At 39.8% G+C, this 18,600-nt stretch carries 17 protein-coding genes; all 17 read left to right on the top strand.

Features of this window, described 5'->3' with window-relative positions:
* Nucleotides 1-80 precede the first annotated feature (80 nt).
* A complete protein-coding gene (locus ACHUE4_RS15500) occupies nucleotides 81-2,498 on the top strand; it encodes a SpoIIE family protein phosphatase (RefSeq protein WP_394191670.1) in 2,418 nt (805 codons plus the stop codon).
* A gap of 28 nt (nucleotides 2,499-2,526) precedes the next feature.
* Nucleotides 2,527-3,942, top strand: a complete 1,416-nt coding sequence (gene tilS / locus ACHUE4_RS15505) for a tRNA lysidine(34) synthetase TilS (RefSeq protein ID WP_394191672.1) — start codon at nucleotides 2,527-2,529, stop codon at nucleotides 3,940-3,942.
* Nucleotides 3,936-4,478, top strand: coding sequence for a hypoxanthine phosphoribosyltransferase (gene hpt, locus ACHUE4_RS15510; protein ID WP_394191674.1), 543 nt, complete (start codon nucleotides 3,936-3,938; stop codon nucleotides 4,476-4,478). The genes tilS and hpt overlap by 7 nt, the downstream gene beginning before the upstream one ends.
* A gap of 130 nt (nucleotides 4,479-4,608) precedes the next feature.
* Nucleotides 4,609-6,633, top strand: a complete 2,025-nt coding sequence (gene ftsH / locus ACHUE4_RS15515; protein WP_394191676.1) for an ATP-dependent zinc metalloprotease FtsH — start codon at nucleotides 4,609-4,611, stop codon at nucleotides 6,631-6,633.
* 145 nt (nucleotides 6,634-6,778) lie between these two features.
* Nucleotides 6,779-7,543, top strand: a complete 765-nt coding sequence (locus ACHUE4_RS15520) for a type III pantothenate kinase (protein ID WP_394191678.1) — start codon at nucleotides 6,779-6,781, stop codon at nucleotides 7,541-7,543.
* Nucleotides 7,544-7,561: 18 nt separating this feature from the next.
* Entirely contained in the window at nucleotides 7,562-8,443 is an 882-nt protein-coding gene (gene hslO / locus ACHUE4_RS15525; protein WP_394191679.1) for an Hsp33 family molecular chaperone HslO, read from the top strand.
* Nucleotides 8,427-9,365, top strand: a complete 939-nt coding sequence (locus tag ACHUE4_RS15530; RefSeq protein ID WP_394191680.1) for a peptidyl-prolyl cis-trans isomerase — start codon at nucleotides 8,427-8,429, stop codon at nucleotides 9,363-9,365. Before hslO ends, ACHUE4_RS15530 begins: the two co-directional genes overlap by 17 nt.
* A 200-nt stretch (nucleotides 9,366-9,565) precedes the next feature.
* Nucleotides 9,566-10,489, top strand: a complete 924-nt coding sequence (gene cysK / locus ACHUE4_RS15535; RefSeq protein ID WP_394191681.1) for a cysteine synthase A — start codon at nucleotides 9,566-9,568, stop codon at nucleotides 10,487-10,489.
* A gap of 287 nt (nucleotides 10,490-10,776) precedes the next feature.
* Nucleotides 10,777-12,195: an anthranilate synthase component I family protein gene (locus ACHUE4_RS15540; protein ID WP_394191682.1), complete on the top strand. Its 1,419-nt coding sequence runs from the start codon at nucleotides 10,777-10,779 to the stop codon at nucleotides 12,193-12,195.
* Nucleotides 12,192-12,785: an aminodeoxychorismate/anthranilate synthase component II gene (pabA, locus tag ACHUE4_RS15545; RefSeq protein ID WP_394191683.1), complete on the top strand. Its 594-nt coding sequence runs from the start codon at nucleotides 12,192-12,194 to the stop codon at nucleotides 12,783-12,785. The genes ACHUE4_RS15540 and pabA overlap by 4 nt, the downstream gene beginning before the upstream one ends.
* Complete coding sequence (gene pabC, locus ACHUE4_RS15550; protein WP_394191685.1) at nucleotides 12,785-13,627, top strand: aminodeoxychorismate lyase; 843 nt, start codon at nucleotides 12,785-12,787, stop codon at nucleotides 13,625-13,627. Before pabA ends, pabC begins: the two co-directional genes overlap by 1 nt.
* Nucleotides 13,628-13,638: 11 nt before the next feature.
* Complete coding sequence (gene folP / locus ACHUE4_RS15555) at nucleotides 13,639-14,490, top strand: dihydropteroate synthase (protein ID WP_394191687.1); 852 nt, start codon at nucleotides 13,639-13,641, stop codon at nucleotides 14,488-14,490.
* A gap of 13 nt (nucleotides 14,491-14,503) precedes the next feature.
* Entirely contained in the window at nucleotides 14,504-14,872 is a 369-nt protein-coding gene (folB, locus tag ACHUE4_RS15560; RefSeq protein WP_394191689.1) for a dihydroneopterin aldolase, read from the top strand.
* Nucleotides 14,869-15,387, top strand: coding sequence for a 2-amino-4-hydroxy-6-hydroxymethyldihydropteridine diphosphokinase (gene folK / locus ACHUE4_RS15565; RefSeq protein ID WP_394191691.1), 519 nt, complete (start codon nucleotides 14,869-14,871; stop codon nucleotides 15,385-15,387). The genes folB and folK overlap by 4 nt, the downstream gene beginning before the upstream one ends.
* Complete coding sequence (locus ACHUE4_RS15570) at nucleotides 15,339-15,572, top strand: helix-turn-helix domain-containing protein (protein ID WP_394191693.1); 234 nt, start codon at nucleotides 15,339-15,341, stop codon at nucleotides 15,570-15,572. The genes folK and ACHUE4_RS15570 overlap by 49 nt, the downstream gene beginning before the upstream one ends.
* Entirely contained in the window at nucleotides 15,569-16,594 is a 1,026-nt protein-coding gene (gene dusB / locus ACHUE4_RS15575; RefSeq protein ID WP_394191695.1) for a tRNA dihydrouridine synthase DusB, read from the top strand. The genes ACHUE4_RS15570 and dusB overlap by 4 nt, the downstream gene beginning before the upstream one ends.
* 192 nt (nucleotides 16,595-16,786) lie before the next feature.
* Nucleotides 16,787-18,277 (top strand): lysine--tRNA ligase, encoded by a 1,491-nt coding sequence (gene lysS / locus ACHUE4_RS15580; RefSeq protein ID WP_394191697.1) that lies wholly within the window; start codon nucleotides 16,787-16,789, stop codon nucleotides 18,275-18,277.
* The last annotated feature ends 323 nt before the right edge of the window (nucleotides 18,278-18,600 follow it).

Consider the following 18,600-nt stretch of genomic DNA (forward strand, 5'->3'; position numbering starts at 1 on the left):
GTGTGGTCGTCACGAAAAGACAAACTTTCTTCAATCCCTCTCCTATAATGAACATCATCGTAGTGGAAGGGATTGGTAGCATGAAATCTTGGACAAGTGAAAGTATAGGGAAAAATCATACGTGGACAAGGTGGATCCATGTAATCAAAAAGAAAAAGTTGAAAATTTGGATAGCCAGTCTTGTCCTACTTTTCTCCTTTTTCTTATCGAAAGCGGTTTTATTCGAAGCGGCAGTGCCGTTCTTCTTGCCGGTTTGGGCAGTGGTGGCTCTACGTTATCCAGCCTTTTTGCCCTTTGTTTGGATAGGGGGAATTTCCGGGAGTTTAACGCTTGGGATCGGTCAAATGATGATTCACCTTCTACAAGTTGGCGGATTCCAGTTGTTCTATAATTTATTGCGCAAGAAAAAGTTAATTCCTCTTCAGGTGGCATTAACGGTTTTGATTATTCAACTTGGCTGGCAATGGGTTTCTTATAGTGGGGAAATTCCATTATCCGTATCGTTGCTCGTCTTGTATGAGAGTATTTTGTCAGCGATTATGACGGTCTTTCTTTCACAATTATTTGTTCCGATGCACGCCATATCCACGGCAAAGTGGACATTTGAACGAATTGGTGCGGCAATTATGGTTTGTGCCCTGTTATTCACGGGGATGAATGGGTTAGTGATTGGAATGGTTTCGATTCCGTTAATCCTCGTTCATCTAGGCATTTTAATATCCGTTCATATGGGAGGTATTTTCGTAGGAACTGCTGTGGCTACAATTATCGGAACGATCTTAAGCATTTCGCAACTATCTTTTAGCGGGATGATTGCGGTCTATGCTTTAACGGGCTTGTTTGCGGGACTCTTTCAAAGTAAGGGGCGCATATGGATTTCGATTGGGTCGTTGGGAGCTGCCATCTTTTTCTCGATATATGATGCGTCCTTGCCATTAGACTCTGTTTACTTCGTTTCATTATCATGTGCTATTGGCTTATTCTTTTTAGTGCCTTCAGCTTGGTTAACATATGCACAAAATCAATTATTCCCGAAACAGACGTCCGTATTATTTAAGCGTCAACAATGGTTAACCGATCGAGTGAATCATCAATTGCAGGATTTTCAACAATTTGTCGACTTCATTACCCAGTTGGTGAATGATCGTTTTCCAGTTGCTAAAGAAACGGCTGCTACCGAACAAAATGTAGAGTATTCAGTGTGTCATTCTTGTTTTAGACAAGCTAAGTGTTGGGGCAATGAAGGGCAAGGTATGTGGCCGATCGTTCAAGATTGGAAAGACATGCGCAACCATGCGAAATCGGGTGTTCGCTATCGAATGAATGAGCGCATTCAAGAAAAATGTGTCCGTTCGAGCGGACTTATCGAATCGCTAGAAGAAGAATATTCATCTAACAAGCTATCAGGTCATTATGCGCACGGGAAAAAGATGCTTGCTTTTCAATTAAGAGACATGAGTCAGCATGTCAGCGAGTTGATGGCAGATCTTCAGTTAAATGACGTTAACCATGAATCAGAAGAAGAAAGAATTTCAAGACACTTGGACGAGGCTAAGGTTTCGCATTTTCAAATAGATATATTATCGGAAGAAGCAGGAAATCGAAAAATTGTGTGTTGCATACCGCTTAAGCAAGCAGACTGGGAAACGAATCAAATGATTGGTGAACGGCTAATCATCCCAATTCTTCATGAATTATATGATGAACCTTTTGAAATTAGTCGTACTTCTGAAATTTTAGATCCTTTTCCACATATCCAGCTAACGTTCCAATCGGCTGTTCGATTCACTTATGAGTATGGTGTTTACAATCGATCGTCTCAAAATACCGTGTATTCAGGAGATACTCACAGTGTTATTCCTTTGCATAAAGGGTTAGTTGCTTTTATTTTGTCAGACGGAATGGGACAAAATATTGAAGCATATCAAGAAAGTAGACGCGTGATTCGTTTACTTAGAGAATGCTTACAGCATCATATGAACCCGGAAACGGCCATGCACACCTTGCATTATGTTATGTCGTTAAAACAACATTCTGATTTGTATGCAACAGTGGACTTAGCTTTACTTGATTTACAACAAGGGAAACTGTGGTCGTTTAAAGCAGGAAGTATGTCGACCTATATTTTACGAGGAAACGATTGTTTACGAATTGATAGTCAAAGTGTACCGATTGGATTTTTACCAGCATTGTCTTTGGATGCAGAAGAACGTATCGTAAAAGACGGGGATTTAATCGTCTTGCTATCTGACGGAATGTTTTCCCCTGATTATTCATTAGATGAGCAGGAGGCGGAATTAATTCGGTTGATGAGAAAGCATGAAGGAACACCATGTTCATCATTAGCAGATGTATTAGCAGCCGAATTCGCACGAAAATTCCCTGCAGATGAAGACGATCGAACATTACTAGTCGTTCGAGTGAGACATGCCATACCGGAATGGTCACTATTTTCTCCAGCTTATCGAAATATTAAGCGAGAAAGAATGATAAGATAGAGGATATAAACAAGGAGGTGACAAGAAGATGGTTTTTCGGTTAGATGTGTTGAATTATATAAAAAAACATCAATTAATTAACAAAAAAGACCGTCTTCTTGTCGCGTGTTCAGGAGGAGCGGATTCCGTTGCGCTCCTCACATTTTTATGGAATGAAAGAAAGTCACTTGATATCGAACTTGCTTGTGTACATGCAAACCATGGCTTAAGAGGACTTGAATCTGATGCAGATGAAGATTATGTTAAACAACTTTGTGCAGAATTAAATATTCCGTTTTTTCACAGGACATTGACCATTCAACAGATTGTTGAGGAGACGAAAGGGAATATCCAAGATATTTGTAGACAAGAACGGTATATGTATTTTGAAGAAATTATGGTAAAACATGATTACACAACCTTAGCAGTGGCACATCATGCAGACGATCAAGCTGAAACCATTTTAATGGGTTTAACGAGAGGTTCTAAAGCGGATGGGATGCCTACTAAAAGGACATTTTCGAATGGGCAATTGATTCGTCCTTTCCTTTCTGTTACTCGAGACCACATAGAAGAATATTTAATGATTTATCAAGTATCGTATCGTGAAGATTCCAGTAATAAAAAAGATACATATACAAGAAATCGAATACGTCATCACATTCTTCCTTTATTGCAAGCAGAAAATCCGAGTGCCACCATTCAGATGGCGCGTTGGGCGGAACAACAACAACTTGAAAGTGCATTCCTCGAAACGTTGGCACAAAAAGAATGTGAACAAATCATCTTGAAAAATTACGATTCGTCATTTGAGGTGGATTTACAAAGATTTCAAAGCGTTCCGACTGCTTTACAAAAAAGAGTCATTCTACTACTATTAAACTATCTATATCCAAAGCAAAATATGTGGTTCAGTCAATCGTTAATCGATCAAATTCATGACCAGTGTCTCGAACGCGACGGTTCAAAAGAAATAGCTCTTCCAAATGGAGGAAAAGTACGCCGTCAATATTCGATGATGCTTTTTTCATTTCCCCAAGAAGATTTACAAATAGATGTGAATTTACAAGAGGTTATGTTTGGTCAATGGATGGATGTCGGCTATGATACACGTATGCGTCTTGAAGAAAGGCAAGAAGAGGAGCTCGAATTCGTTGGAGCTTGGTATATCACTTTGAATGAAAAAGAGATGCCATTATCCCTTCGACCTAAAAAAGACGGAGATCGTCTGTTGTTACAAGGAATGACGGATCCAAAACGTGTATCACGTATAATGATTGATGAAAAAGTATCAAGGTTTGACCGAGATTCTTTTTTAGTATTAGTTACCAAGGATGATGAATTATTGGGTTTACCAGGACTTAGACTTGGATACCGCTTTTCAAAAACCCCACCAGCTGGCTGGACACATCGAATCGTAATAGAAAATGAGGCACCAAAGCCCAAGGAGGAAGAATTATGTTAGAAAAAGATATCCAAGAAGTTCTGTTATCAGAAGAAATTATACAAACGAAAATTCGTGAATTAGGCGCAGAGCTATCTGCTGATTATAGTGACAAATTCCCACTAGCAATCGGCGTGTTAAAAGGTGCAATGCCTTTTATGGCTGATTTAATGAAGCGCATGGACATATACATGGAAGTAGACTTCATGGATGTCTCAAGTTACGGAAATGCGACAGTATCTTCGGGTGAAGTGAAAATCGTCAAAGATTTAAACACAAGCGTTGAAGGTCGCGACATTCTAATCCTTGAAGATATTATCGATAGTGGCCTAACATTAAGCTACTTAGTGGACCTGTTTAAATATCGTAAAGCAAACTCCATCAAAATCGTAACACTTCTGGATAAACCAACGGGCCGAAAAGTTGATTTACATGCTGATTATGTTGGTTTTGAAGTACCTGATGCGTTCGTAGTAGGGTATGGTTTAGATTACATGGAGAAATACCGTAATTTACCATATGTTGGTATTTTGAAAAAAGAGGTTTATTCGTTTTAATAAACCTGCCGTAATTTAGTCAAAGTTTCCGTTTTAAGGTTTGATATGTAAGGCTTTTCGTTGTACGCAAATTTCTACGTATGATAAGATTACAAATAGTTTTTCTGTATATTTTGTGAGGAGGCTCGGGATGAATCGAATATTTCGATACACCATATTTTATTTATTAATTTTCCTCGTTATTATTGGTATTTTTGGTACATTCAACAGCGGAAAAAACCCAACCAAAGAAATCAATTATGGCGATTTTATTACTGCTTTAGAAAGTGGTAAAGTAACAGAATTCAGCATGCAACCGGATGCTGGAGTGTATGAAGTTCGTGGTAAAATGGAAGGTTATGGCGAAGAAGACGAATTCGTTACAAACACTCCTTTAAACAACCCGGATCTTCAGGGTAAAATTGATCAAGCAGTTAAAACAACTGATGTGAAAGTTTTAGCAGCACCTGAAACTAGCGGATGGGTGCAATTCTTTACAGGTCTAATTCCATTCATTATCATTTTCATCCTGTTCTTCTTCTTATTGAACCAAGCTCAAGGCGGCGGAAATCGTGTCATGAACTTCGGTAAGAGCAAAGCGAAACTTTATGATGATAAGAAAAAAGCGAAGTTTGAAGATGTTGCCGGAGCGGACGAAGAAAAACAAGAGCTTGTTGAAGTTGTTGATTTCTTGAAAGATCCTCGCAAATTTGCAGAAGTCGGAGCGCGTATTCCAAAAGGTATTTTACTAGTGGGACCTCCAGGTACAGGTAAAACATTACTTGCACGTGCAGTTGCAGGTGAAGCAGGCGTACCTTTCTTCTCAATCAGTGGTTCAGACTTTGTTGAAATGTTCGTGGGGGTTGGGGCATCTCGTGTGCGTGACCTTTTCGAAAATGCAAAGAAAAATGCACCATGTATTATTTTCATTGATGAAATTGATGCAGTAGGTCGTCAACGTGGAGCCGGTTTAGGTGGAGGTCACGATGAGCGTGAACAAACCTTGAATCAGTTACTTGTTGAAATGGATGGATTTGGAGCAAACGAAGGAATTATTATCGTAGCTGCAACGAACCGTCCTGACATTTTAGATCCAGCACTTCTTCGTCCAGGTCGTTTTGACCGTCAAATTACGGTTGGTCGTCCAGACGTTAAGGGTCGTGAAGCAGTACTTAAAGTTCATGCTCGCAATAAACCTTTAGAAGATCATGTGGATTTAAAAGCGATCGCACAACGTACACCAGGATTCTCTGGTGCTGATTTAGAAAATCTATTAAACGAAGCAGCACTTGTGGCGGCTCGTCGTAATAAAAAGAAAATCGATATGGCGGATATTGATGAAGCTACGGACCGCGTTATTGCGGGACCAGCTAAAACAAATAAAGTTATATCTGAAAAAGAACGTAATATTGTGGCTTGGCATGAAGCGGGTCACGTTGTCATTGGTTTAACATTGGATGATGCTGAAATCGTTCATAAAGTAACAATTGTCCCTCGTGGTCAAGCAGGCGGTTATGCAGTGATGCTTCCAAAAGAAGATCGCTACTTCATGACGAAACCTGAATTATTGGATAAAATTTCGGGATTACTTGGTGGACGTGTTGCTGAAGACATCGTTTTCGGTGAAGTTTCTACTGGTGCTCATAATGACTTCCAACGTGCAACGAGCATTGCTCGTAGCATGGTTACTGAATACGGGATGAGTGACAAACTTGGACCGATGCAGTTTGGTCAAGCGCAAGGAGGAAATGTCTTCCTTGGACGTGACTTTAACTCTGAACAAAATTATTCGGATGCGATTGCTTATGAAATCGACCAAGAAATGCAACGAATGATTAAAGAGCAATACGTTCGAACGAAAGAAATTTTAACTGAGAAGCGTGAGTTACTTGATTTAATTGCAACTACATTACTTGAAGTAGAAACACTTGATGCTGCTCAAATTAAACACTTAAAAGATCATGGTACACTTCCGGAACGTGAGTATGAAACATTAAATGGCAAGACGGAAGAGAAGAAAGATGTTACTACTGATGCGGTTGTCGATTCAACGACAAACGATTCAGCTGACATTCCAGATGTGACTGGTGCAGCAAACGATCCTTCAACAGGTGATTTACCTTCTGAGGACACAGCAAGTGAACCGTCTAAAGGTATTCAAGAAGATCGTAAATAATCAATAACCCATAAAAGCTGATTGACTTCCTCTTGCGGAGTCAATCAGCTTTTTTCTAATGCTCAAATTATGGTATGATGACTTCGAGAAAAGTCGCGATTCAACTTTATGTGATTTGAGTGGCAAGGATAAGTGAGGGACATAGATGATACTTGTATTAGATACAGGAAACACAAACATTGTTTTAGGGGTTTACGACAAATCTGACCTCATTCATCATTGGCGTATGGAGACAGATCGTTATAAAACGGAAGATGAATATGGCATGCAGGTAAAAGCTTTATTTGACCATGCAGGTATTCAATTTTCTCAAATAGATGGCATTATCATTTCATCCGTCGTTCCACCGATTATGTTTTCTTTGGAGCGCATGTGCCAAAAGTACTTTGGGCTAAAACCATTAGTTGTAGGTCCTGGCGTTAAAACGGGGTTAAATATTAAATACGAAAATCCGAGAGAAGTAGGAGCGGACCGTATTGTAAATGCCGTTGCGGGTATCCATGAATATGGGCCACCACTCATTATCGTCGATTTTGGAACAGCCACAACCTATTGCTATATTAATGAAAAAGGTGAGTACATGGGTGGTGCTATTGCACCAGGTATAGGGATATCAATTGAAGCTTTATTCGCAAGAGCATCGAAACTTCCGAGAATTGAATTGACCCAACCTGAACATGTAGTAGGCAAAAATACCATATCTGCCATGCAAGCCGGAATTGTTTATGGCTATGTTGGACAAGTAGAAGGTATTGTTAATCGCATGAAAGCACAAAGTAAGTTAGAACCAACAGTTATTGCTACTGGCGGTATGGCAAGTTTAATATCGGCGGAATCGACTGTTATAGATGTGATTGATCCTTATTTAACATTAAAAGGATTGCACTTAATTTATCAACGAAACCAATAAGAATAGAGGGTTAACCAAATGAATGATTATTTAGTTAGAGCATTAGCATTTGATGGAAAGGTACGTGCTTTTGCTGTCAAAACAACCGATACAATTGCAGAAGCGCAACAACGCCACGGAACATGGCCAACTGCATCAGCCGCATTAGGTCGTTCAATGACTGCAGGCGTTATGATGGGAGCTATGTTAAAAGGTGAAGATAAGTTAACGGTAAAAGTTGAAGGGCAAGGACCAATCGGAGCTATTATCGTTGATAGTAATGCAAAAGGAGAAGTCCGTGGATATGTAACAAATCCTCAGACGCATTTCGACTTGAATGAACACGGGAAATTAGATGTGCGTCGGGCTGTTGGTACTGACGGTATGATTACGATCGTTAAAGATTTAGGCATGCGCGACTTCTTCACAGGTCAAGTGCCGATTGTTTCTGGAGAATTGGGAGAAGATTTCACTTACTATTTCGCAGCATCTGAGCAAGTGCCTTCCTCAGTGGGTTTAGGGGTTTTAGTAAATCCAGATAATACAATTTTAGCTTCAGGTGGGTTCATTATTCAATTAATGCCTGGAATTGAAGATGAAACCATCACGGTTATTGAAGAGAAATTAAGTAAGATGGAACCAGTTTCCAAATTATTGGATAAAGGCTTATCACCTGAACAATTGTTACAAGAAATTTTAGGTGAAGAGAATGTGGAGATATTAGAGCAAATGCCAGTTATGTTCGATTGCAATTGTTCAAAAGAGCGATTTGGAACGGCCATTTTAAGCCTAGGAGAATCAGAAATTCGTGAAATGATTGAAGACGACGGCCAAGCCGAAGCGCAGTGTCACTTCTGTATGGAAACATATCACTATTCTGAAGCAGAATTGGAAGCTTATATCGATGAGATCAAGTCATAATCGCGAGCGTCGACCTGAACAAGGTCGACCAACAAAAAAGACGTTAAAAACAAAACCTGTATTAGTTGTACTAGGTTTGTTGTTAGCTGGTAACCTTTTATGGTTTATCGCTTGGTTAATACCGAACGGACCTTCAGGTGGAAATGAAGAAGTAGCTTCTGTTGACGGAAATCCCATTACACGTGAAGACTGGCTGGTTGCGATGGAAGAGCAATATGGTCAAGAAACTCTTTTGGAATTAGTGAATTCGAAAGTGATGGAAACGGCTGCTAAAAAGTACGATATCAACGTGAGTGAAGAAGAAATCGACTTAGAATTAGCACTAATCCGTTCAGCTCAAGATGCTTCTGATTCTTCTCTTCAAGCCTTAAATGGAGAGGTTCAAAGACAAAAAATCCGTTCTCAACTCATATTAGATAAGGTTTTAACGAAAGACATCGTGATTAATGACGACGAAATCGAGTCCTTTTTCAAAGAAAATCAAGCGCTCTATAATATTCCGACAACCTACCGAACACGTATGATGATTCTTCCGACTGCTGATGAAGCAAAATCGGCAGTTAAGGAATTGGATAACGGTTCTTCTTTTGATGTATTGGCAAGAGAACGGTCACTAGATAGTGCATCTGCTAGTTTAGGAGGCGATATTGGATACATTACGTCCCAACAGGAAAATATGGATCCAGCCATTATCTATGCAGCCACCAAACTGAAAGCAGGCGAGTGGAGTGACTCTCTTAATCTAGAGGATGGACGAATTGCTGTTGTTTATGTAGAAGACGTAGCCGAAGGAAAATCGTTTAAATACGATCAAGTAAAAGATCATATTAAACGTGAGTTAGCACTTGAGCAATTACCTCAATCGGTATCACCAGAAGCTTTTTGGAAAGAATTCGACACCGAATGGTTTTATAGTGAATAATATGTATTCATTGAATACTATGTTATGAGATTGGAAGAGTGTATTCTTCTAAATCGCTTCGATATGCGAATAGAGTTTTACTAGATGAGCAGTTTTCTGAAGTCTTTCAGAAGACTGCTTTTGTTGACAGAATATAATAATTATTGATACGATTGCATATAATAAAACCCATTAACATACTTGGGATTAGGAGTGAGCGCATGGTTCGCATTGGTAATTCAGTTACGGATTTAGTAGGAAAAACCCCTATCGTAAAGTTAAATCGTTTAACGGGTCCTGAAGACGCAGAAATTTACTTAAAACTAGAATATTTTAATCCGGGGAGTAGCGTGAAAGACCGTATTGCCCTTTCGATGATAGAAGCAGCAGAACAAAACGGAGATATTAAACTCGGTGATACCATCATTGAACCAACAAGTGGGAACACGGGTATAGGGATAGCAATGATTGCAGCTGCTAAGGGTTATAAGACGGTTTTAGTTATGCCAGAAACCATGAGTTTAGAGCGACGCAACTTGCTTAGAGCTTATGGAGCTGACCTAATATTAACTCCTGGTCCAGATGGCATGAAAGGCGCAATTGCTAAAGCTACAGAATTAGCAGAAGAAAATGGCTGGTTTATGCCACAACAATTTAACAATGAAGCAAACCCTGAAGTGCACCGATTAACAACAGGCCCTGAAATTGTAGAAGCTATGGATCATTTGGATGCTTTTATTTCTGGAATCGGAACAGGTGGAACGATTACTGGTGCAGGCGGTGTCTTGAAAAAGAACTTCCCGGGTATTGAAATTGTTGCAGTTGAACCAAAGGACTCGGCAATTCTATCAGGTGGTCAACCAGGGCCGCATAAAATTCAAGGGATTGGTGCTGGATTTGTCCCTGAAATTTTAGACACAAAAATTTACGATACAATCATTCAAGTATCGAATGAGGACGCTTATGAAACAGCGCGTAAAGTCGCACGTGAAGAAGGTATTTTAGGTGGCGTATCTTCAGGTGCTGCTATCTATGCGGCAGTTGAAGTGGCGAAGAGATTAGGTAAAGGCAAAAAAGTCTTGGCTATCCTTCCATCAAACGGTGAACGTTATTTAAGTACACCACTTTATCAATTTGAAGATTAATAAGTGAACATTTGAGGAGGGAACGGAAACGTTCTCTCTTTTTTAATTGTGTGGAAAAAGTGAATTTTTGAATGTGCTGGGTGAAATGAAGAATGAGCCTGACGAATTCTAGAATAGCACGTCCGAAATGGAGAATGGACCGGTCGAAATCTAGAATGGAACCAGTGAAATCTAGAATCCACTCTAATCGCCTCGCCTCAAACGACGAACTGTGCTTTTTTTGTAGCGTTTTAACAGCGATTCACGATAAGATGATAGCAACAATTGTATTCAGGAGGAGTTTGAATATGGAGCGTGTTCCATTACATACAGCATCTATGACTTGTTCAAAAGATGAGTTTTATGATGCATACAAAGAACTGACGAAAAATGAATCACATCATATATTACTTGAAAGTGGAAGAGGCGGGCATTTGTGTGTAGCTGGTTGGAATCCATTAGCTGTTGTGAAATCTGTTGAAGTGGGTTTACATATTGAATGGCGAGACGGCTCATCCGAAAATCGAATGGGAGAACCCCTACATTTAGTAGAACAACTAGTCGCTGAACATGGATTTGCGCATCAAGCTCATTTGCCAGACTTCCAAGGCGGAGCGGCTGGTTTTATTACCTATGATTACGCTCGTCAAATCGAAGTGTTGCCAAATGAAACGGAAGATGATTTGGAGATTCCTGATATTTACTTTTACTTACTTGATCAATGGGCAGTTTTAGATGTAGCGAAAGAACAGCTTCATTTGATGAGTTTGGCATCTAGTCCATCTACATTAGATGAAGATATCGAACGGTGGAAAATTGCTGTGAAACAAGGTTTTGAAACACGCGTTTTTTCACCAGGAGTTGGAACTGAAGTTAAAGAAGATCATGCAGAGCTACATGTATCCGTAACGGGTCCTGTATTTGAAGAGGCTGTTAGACGAATTCAAACGTATATTGAGCAAGGCGATGTATTTCAAGTAAATCTATCGGTACGTCAGTCAAAGGAATTGTCTGTATCACCAATCTCTATGTACGAGGCGTTACGTTCATTTAACCCATCTCCATATATGGCTTTTATTCAGTCACCTGATTTTGCGGTCGTTTCAGGGTCACCTGAACTACTTGTTAAGAAAAAAGGCGAAGAATTATCGACGAGACCGATTGCTGGTACTCGTCCTCGAGGAAAAGATGAAGCGGAAGATGAATTGCTTGCAAAAGAATTAATAGATAACGAAAAAGAACGTGCAGAGCACGTGATGTTAGTGGATTTAGAGCGCAATGACCTAGGTCGTGTATCTGCGTATGGTTCGGTCGAAGTGAATGAATTCATGGTTATCGAAAAGTATTCGCACGTGATGCACATTGTTTCAAACGTAAGAGGAACACTAGCACCTAATACATCTAACGCAGAAGTGGTTCGTGCGGTATTCCCAGGTGGGACAATCACTGGTGCGCCTAAAATTCGTACGATGGAAATCATCGAAGAGTTAGAACCAGTTCGACGTGGGTTGTACACAGGCTCTATTGGGTGGTTTGGTTACAATGGTGATTTAGAATTCAACATTGTCATTCGCACGGCCTTTATTAAAGATGGCATGGCGCATATCCAAGCTGGAGCGGGAATCGTTATTGACTCAATCCCAGAGAATGAATACATTGAATCGTTAAATAAAGCAAAAGCGGTTTGGCAAGCAAAAGCGATGGCAGAAGGAGTGGGAAGCGTATGATTTTAATGATTGATAATTACGATTCATTCACTTATAACCTCGTACAATATTTTGGAGAGCTTGGTCAAGAGCTTGTTGTTAAAAGAAATGATGAATTAACACTCGAACAAATCGAAAAGATGAACCCAGCTATGATCGTCGTTTCACCAGGTCCATGTAGCCCGAACGAAGCGGGGATTAGTTTACAAGTGATTAAACACTTCGCAGGGAAAATCCCGATTTTCGGCGTCTGTCTAGGACATCAATCGATCGGACAAGCCTTCGGAGGGAATGTAATTCGTGCTGAGCGATTAATGCACGGGAAAACCTCGCTTATGCATCATGATGGCAAAGGGGTTAATGCAGGGATGCCAAATCCTTTTCACGCGACACGCTATCATTCGTTAATCGTAGAAAAAGAAAGTTTACCTGACTGTTTAGAAGTCACTTCGTGGACAGATCAAGGGGAAATCATGGGACTTCGACATCGTGAATTAGCGGTTGAGGGTGTTCAATATCATCCGGAATCGATTATGACCGAACAAGGCAAAAAGTTATTGCAGAACTTTATTCAAACGTATTGCCATACGGCAAAGAAGCAGGAAGTGTAATGTGGGCATGGATGAACGGGGAATTCATAAAAGCGGAAGATCTTCGCATTTCCCCGTTTGACCACGGCTTTTTATATGGCCTCGGTTTTTTTGAAACCTTCCGAACGTATAACGGTAAAATCTTTTTAGCTGAAGAGCACTTAATGCGTTTAAAGCAAGCGCTGGTTGATTTTCATTTACAGGTAGAACTGGATGTCGAGATGATTTCTGGCATTGTGATGGAACTAAATCACCGTGCTAACGGTGAAGATGGCTATTTTCGATTAAATGTTTCAGCTGGAGTTCATGACATTGGTTTGCAACCGTCTGAATACCAAAATCCAACGGTCATTCTTTTTCGAAAACCTTTGCCAGTCAATGTTAGAGGTACTGAAAAAACAGCTGTATGGTTAGAAACGAGACGTAATACACCGGAAAGCGCTACTCGACATAAGTCACACCATTACGCTAATAACGTTCGTGCGCGTTTAGAACTCCCTTCTTTAGCGGTGCATGAAGGGTTCTTTTTAACGGAGAACGGTTTTGTTGCGGAAGGAATTACATCGAATATTTTTTGGGTTCGTGATGGCGTTTTATTTACCCCTTCTTTAGAAACAGGCATTCTCGCTGGAACCATTCGTTCATGGGTGATTCAGTCTGCACATTCAATAGGTGTCGAAGTAATCGAGGGTTTATTCGAACCGAATGATTTGGAACAGGCAAGTGAAGTCTTTGTAACCAACGCTGTTCAAGAGTTAGTTCCAATAAAAACACTAGAATCTACAACCTTCGCTGGCAATGAAGGATCAGTTTATAAGAAGTTGCACCAACAGTACATCCAACAAGTGAACGAGTTAGAATAGGAGCGATCACCATGCAACTAGCACATTACACCAAACGGTTTGAACAAAACGGAATGGTTCTTGATTTTCATAAAGAAACAATCGTGATGGGGATTTTGAATGTAACACCGGATTCATTTTCAGATGGTGGTCAATTCGATGCGATTGATGCGGCGATTTTACATGCTAAACAAATGGTGAACGACGGAGCTAAAATCATCGATATTGGAGGAGAATCAACACGCCCTGGACATGACCCAGTTTCAACAGAGCAAGAAATTGCTCGCGTTATTCCAGTCATTGCGGAATTAAGTAAGGAATTAGACGTGATGATTTCAATCGATACATATAAAGCTGAAGTTGCTGAACAAGCTATTTTGGCAGGGGCTCATATGATTAACGACGTTTGGGGAGCGAAAAAAGAACCAGCCATCGTTCATGTAGCTGCGAAGTATCAAGTCCCGATTATACTGATGCATAATCGCGAAAATACCGAATACAACGATTTTTGGAATGAAGTAAGAAGCGACTTAGAAGAAAGTGTGCAACTTGCTAAAGATGCTGGAGTAGCAGAAGAGCATATTTGGTTAGATCCCGGAATTGGTTTTGGAAAAACGACAGAACAGAATATTTGGATGATGCAGCATCTTTCCGATTTAGCTGAGATGGGCTATCCAGTACTTCTGGGGACATCGAAGAAATCGATGATTGGCAATGTATTGGACCTACCTGTTTCTGAACGTTTAGAAGGAACAGCGGCGACAGTAAGTTACGGTGTTATGAATGGTTGTCATATTATGCGTGTCCACGACGTAAAAGGAATTGTGCGTACCGTAAAAATGATGGACGTATTAACTGGAAAACAAGTATTCGTAGAAAAGTAAGGGGGCCGCTTGTATGGATTATATTCATGTAAATGAAATGGAGTTTTGGGGATACCATGGTGTATTTCCAGAAGAAACGAAATTAGGTCAACGATTTCGTGTTAGTTTATCGTTAGCTCTTTCATTAAAAGAAGCTGGCGAAACGGATCAATTAGAAAAAACCGTCAATTATGCCGAAGCATTCAACATTTGCCGTGACATCGTTGAGGGAGAACCTGTGAAATTAGTTGAAACTGTAGCAGAGCGAATCGCTAGCGAAATTTTGTCTACTTTTGACGGACTAGTTAAAGGTTGTAAAGTTGTGTTAATTAAGCCTGATCCGCCGATACCGGGACACTATAAATCAGTTTCGATTGAAATTACACGTGGAGAATTTGTATGAATACAGCGTACCTATCTTTAGGTTCAAATATGGGAGACCGTCTGGATATGTTACAAGAAGCGGTCCGTATTGTAATGAACCAAGAAGACCTTCATATTTCGAGAATATCATCTGTATATGAAACAGCCCCTGTTGGCTTTACCGATCAAGCGTCGTTTCTAAATATGGTTGTCGAAGTGCAGAGTGATTTATCGGCGTTCAAAATATTGTCAATATGCTTAGAAACTGAACAAGTTCTAGGACGTATCCGTGAATTTAGATGGGGACCTAGATGCATTGACCTTGACATTTTGCTCTATAATGATGAAAATATGGAATCAGAGAATTTAATTATCCCTCATCCACGTATGCATGAGAGAGGTTTTGTTCTCATTCCTTTATTAGAACTGAACCCTAACTTAAATCATCCGATTACGGGTATGCCTTTCAGTCAGTATGTGGAAGAGCAGAAAGAAGGCGTGCACTTATGGAAAACATTCGATGGGGTAGACGCATTCGTGCATTCAGAAAATTAAAGGCGATTAAACAAACGGATTTTGCCAAAAGAATTGGCATATCAACATCCGTGGTAGGACAGATTGAACGCGGAACTCGAGTACCGACAGAAGAACAATTACAAATAATGGCTTCCGAGCTACATATAGAGGTAGAAGAGTTACTAGGAGAAACAAGTCAAAAAGGAAAGGAGGAGAAATATTGACTAAAATCAATGAAAAACCTTTTCAAATTGGTAACCATGTCATGGATAACCGAGTTGTTCTAGCACCGATGGCTGGAATATGTAACTCAGCATTCCGTTTGACCGTTAAAGAATTTGGGGCTGGACTTGTTTATGCAGAGATGATCAGTGACAAGGGTATCGTGCAAAAAAACGAAAGAACCATGAATATGTTATATATTGATGAACGTGAAAATCCATTGTCCCTTCAAATTTTTGGAGGCGATAAAGAAACATTGGTTGAAGCGGCAAAGTATGTTGACCAAAATACCAATGCAGATATTATTGATATCAATATGGGATGTCCAGTTTCTAAAATTATTAAATGTGAAGCGGGAGCAAAACTATTATTAGATCCTGAAAAGATCTATGAAATGGTGGCTGCTGTAGTTGATAATGTGAAGAAACCTGTCAGCGTTAAAATGCGCACAGGATGGGACTTAGACCATTTATATGCAGTTCAAAATGCACAAGCAATAGAACGAGCTGGGGGATCGGCGGTAGCTGTCCACGGACGTACACGTGTCCAAATGTATGAAGGGCACGCAGATTGGGATATCATTCGCCAAGTGAAGGAAAACGTTAATATTCCAGTAATTGGTAATGGTGATGTTGAAACTCCTCAAGATGCAAAGCGCATGCTTGAGCAAACGGGTGTTGATGGTGTTATGATTGGACGCGCAGCTTTAGGAGATCCATGGATGATTTATCGTACGGTCGAATATTTAGAATCTGGTGAATTAAAACCTGAACCTTCTGTACGTGAAAAGATGGATGTTTGTTTATTACACTTCGAACGCTTACTTGCACTGAAAGGTGAAAACATCGCTGTTCGTGAAATGAGAAAACATGCTTCTTGGTACTTGAAAGGGATTCGTGGAAACGGTAAAGCCCGTAACCTAATTAATCAAACAGAATCGGCACAAGAATTCCGTGCATTTATTAATGACTTCGCTGACGAGCACATGACTCTTGATCGCGAACTTGAAGTAAGTATTGTATAAAACTCGAAAGAGCTGTCACATTTTCTGTGATAGCTCTTTTATATAGAAGATATAATCTTCGGAATTATAGAAATTCATACAGAATTATAGGAAAAACGCGATTAAGCGTGAAGACCTTTGTGAAATTGTGTACAATAAGTTCATTATGTATGGCTAATCGGAGCTATCAAAGAAAAAAGGAGTGAAATGAATATGTCTCATTTAGATGAATTAAACGATCAACTTTTGGTGAGACGCCAAAAGATGACTTCTATAAGTGAAAGTGGGCTTGACCCGTTTGGTGGTCGTTTTGAAAGAACACATTTATCAGAAGAGGTACGATCTGAATTTGAAGCAATATCAAAAGAAGACTTAGAAGAACAAGGTCATGAAGTAACAATTGCCGGTAGAATCATGACAAAACGCGGAAAAGGGAAAGCTGGATTTGCTCATCTTCAAGATTTTAGTGGTCAAATTCAAATTTATGTTCGTAAAGATGCGATTGGCGAGGAAGCTTATCATTTATTCGACACAGCTGACTTAGGTGACATCGTTGGAATTACAGGAACAGTATTCCGTACTCAAGTAGGAGAACTTTCTGTAAAAGCGAAAGAGTTCACGTTCTTAACAAAAGCACTACGTCCAATGCCAGAGAAGTTCCACGGCTTAAAAGATGTCGAACAACGCTACCGTCAACGTTATTTAGATTTAATGACGAATGAAGATAGCAAACAAACATTCATTACTCGTAGTCGTATTATCCAATCCATGCGTCGTTATTTAGATGGAGAAGGCTTCTTAGAAGTAGAAACACCTTTAATGCATTCAATTGCTGGTGGAGCTTCAGCTCGTCCATTTATTACGCATCACAATGCACTTGATATGACATTGTATATGCGTATTGCGATTGAACTTCATTTGAAACGCCTAATTGTTGGCGGTTTAGAGAAAGTATACGAGATTGGTCGCGTATTCCGTAATGAAGGGATTTCGACTCGTCACAATCCAGAGTTTACGATGCTTGAACTTTACGAAGCGTATGCTGACTATAAAGATATTATGGCTTTAACTGAAAATGTCATCTCTCACGTTGCACAAGATGTGTTAGGAACAACGAAGGTTATGTATGGGAAAGATGAAATTGATTTGTCACCAGGTTGGAAACGACTTCACATGGCTGATGCTGTAAAAGATGCTACAGGAGTAGACTTCTGGGCACCGGTAACAAAAGAACAAGCTCACGCTCTTGCTAAAGAACATGGTGTTGATGTGAAACCTACTATGGAAGCGGGACATATCTTAAATGAATTCTTTGAGCAAAAAGTAGAAGAAACATTAGTTCAACCTACATTTGTGTATGGTCATCCAGTAGAGATTTCTCCGTTAGCGAAGAAAAATCCTGAAGATGGTCGCTTCACAGATCGTTTTGAATTATTTATTGTACGTCGTGAGCACGCAAATGCTTTCACGGAATTAAATGATCCGATCGATCAACGTCAACGATTCGAAGCTCAACTTGTCGAGAAAGAAGAAGGAAACGATGAAGCGCATGAAATGGATGATGATTTCATTGAAGCTCTAGAATACGGTATGCCACCAACAGGTGGATTAGGAATCGGTATTGACCGATTGATTATGTTATTAACAAACTCTCCATCAATTAGAGATGTTTTATTATTCCCTCAAATGCGTCATCGTGACTAAGATTTATAGAAAAGCTAGAAGAAATTCTAGCTTTTTATTTTTTTTGTAAAAAGGGGTTGCCTCTGCTTTTATATGGTGGTATATTAATCAAGTTGCTAATTTGAGTGCAACGTTGAAACGAAAAATGTTAATAAAAGTTGTTGACATTGAATTTCAAATTTGTTATTATATAAAAGTTGCTGTCGCGAGAGTGACCAACAAATGAACCTTGAAAACTGAACAGCAAAACGTCAACGAAATATAGCAATGATCGCTTAGGCGATCGGAGCAAAAACGTTTTCTTCCGCCGACACCTGTCGGTATCGAAAACAAACTTGAACTTA

The organism is Paenisporosarcina quisquiliarum (assembly GCF_043641925.1).
Lineage (GTDB): Bacteria > Bacillota > Bacilli > Bacillales_A > Planococcaceae > Paenisporosarcina > Paenisporosarcina quisquiliarum_A.

Excerpts from the sequence above, each read along its gene's own strand:
- ACHUE4_RS15500 (WP_394191670.1), top strand. The coding sequence starts at position 81 with ATGAAATCTTGGACAAGTGAAAGTATAGGGAAAAATCATACGTGGACA.
- tilS (WP_394191672.1), top strand. The coding sequence starts at position 2,527 with ATGGTTTTTCGGTTAGATGTGTTGAATTATATAAAAAAACATCAATTA.
- hpt (WP_394191674.1), top strand. The coding sequence starts at position 3,936 with ATGTTAGAAAAAGATATCCAAGAAGTTCTGTTATCAGAAGAAATTATA.
- ftsH (WP_394191676.1), top strand. The coding sequence starts at position 4,609 with ATGAATCGAATATTTCGATACACCATATTTTATTTATTAATTTTCCTC.
- ACHUE4_RS15520 (WP_394191678.1), top strand. The coding sequence starts at position 6,779 with ATGATACTTGTATTAGATACAGGAAACACAAACATTGTTTTAGGGGTT.
- hslO (WP_394191679.1), top strand. The coding sequence starts at position 7,562 with ATGAATGATTATTTAGTTAGAGCATTAGCATTTGATGGAAAGGTACGT.
- ACHUE4_RS15530 (WP_394191680.1), top strand. The coding sequence starts at position 8,427 with ATGAGATCAAGTCATAATCGCGAGCGTCGACCTGAACAAGGTCGACCA.
- cysK (WP_394191681.1), top strand. The coding sequence starts at position 9,566 with ATGGTTCGCATTGGTAATTCAGTTACGGATTTAGTAGGAAAAACCCCT.
- ACHUE4_RS15540 (WP_394191682.1), top strand. The coding sequence starts at position 10,777 with ATGGAGCGTGTTCCATTACATACAGCATCTATGACTTGTTCAAAAGAT.
- pabA (WP_394191683.1), top strand. The coding sequence starts at position 12,192 with ATGATTTTAATGATTGATAATTACGATTCATTCACTTATAACCTCGTA.
- pabC (WP_394191685.1), top strand. The coding sequence starts at position 12,785 with ATGTGGGCATGGATGAACGGGGAATTCATAAAAGCGGAAGATCTTCGC.
- folP (WP_394191687.1), top strand. The coding sequence starts at position 13,639 with ATGCAACTAGCACATTACACCAAACGGTTTGAACAAAACGGAATGGTT.
- folB (WP_394191689.1), top strand. The coding sequence starts at position 14,504 with ATGGATTATATTCATGTAAATGAAATGGAGTTTTGGGGATACCATGGT.
- folK (WP_394191691.1), top strand. The coding sequence starts at position 14,869 with ATGAATACAGCGTACCTATCTTTAGGTTCAAATATGGGAGACCGTCTG.
- ACHUE4_RS15570 (WP_394191693.1), top strand. The coding sequence starts at position 15,339 with ATGGAAAACATTCGATGGGGTAGACGCATTCGTGCATTCAGAAAATTA.
- lysS (WP_394191697.1), top strand. The coding sequence starts at position 16,787 with ATGTCTCATTTAGATGAATTAAACGATCAACTTTTGGTGAGACGCCAA.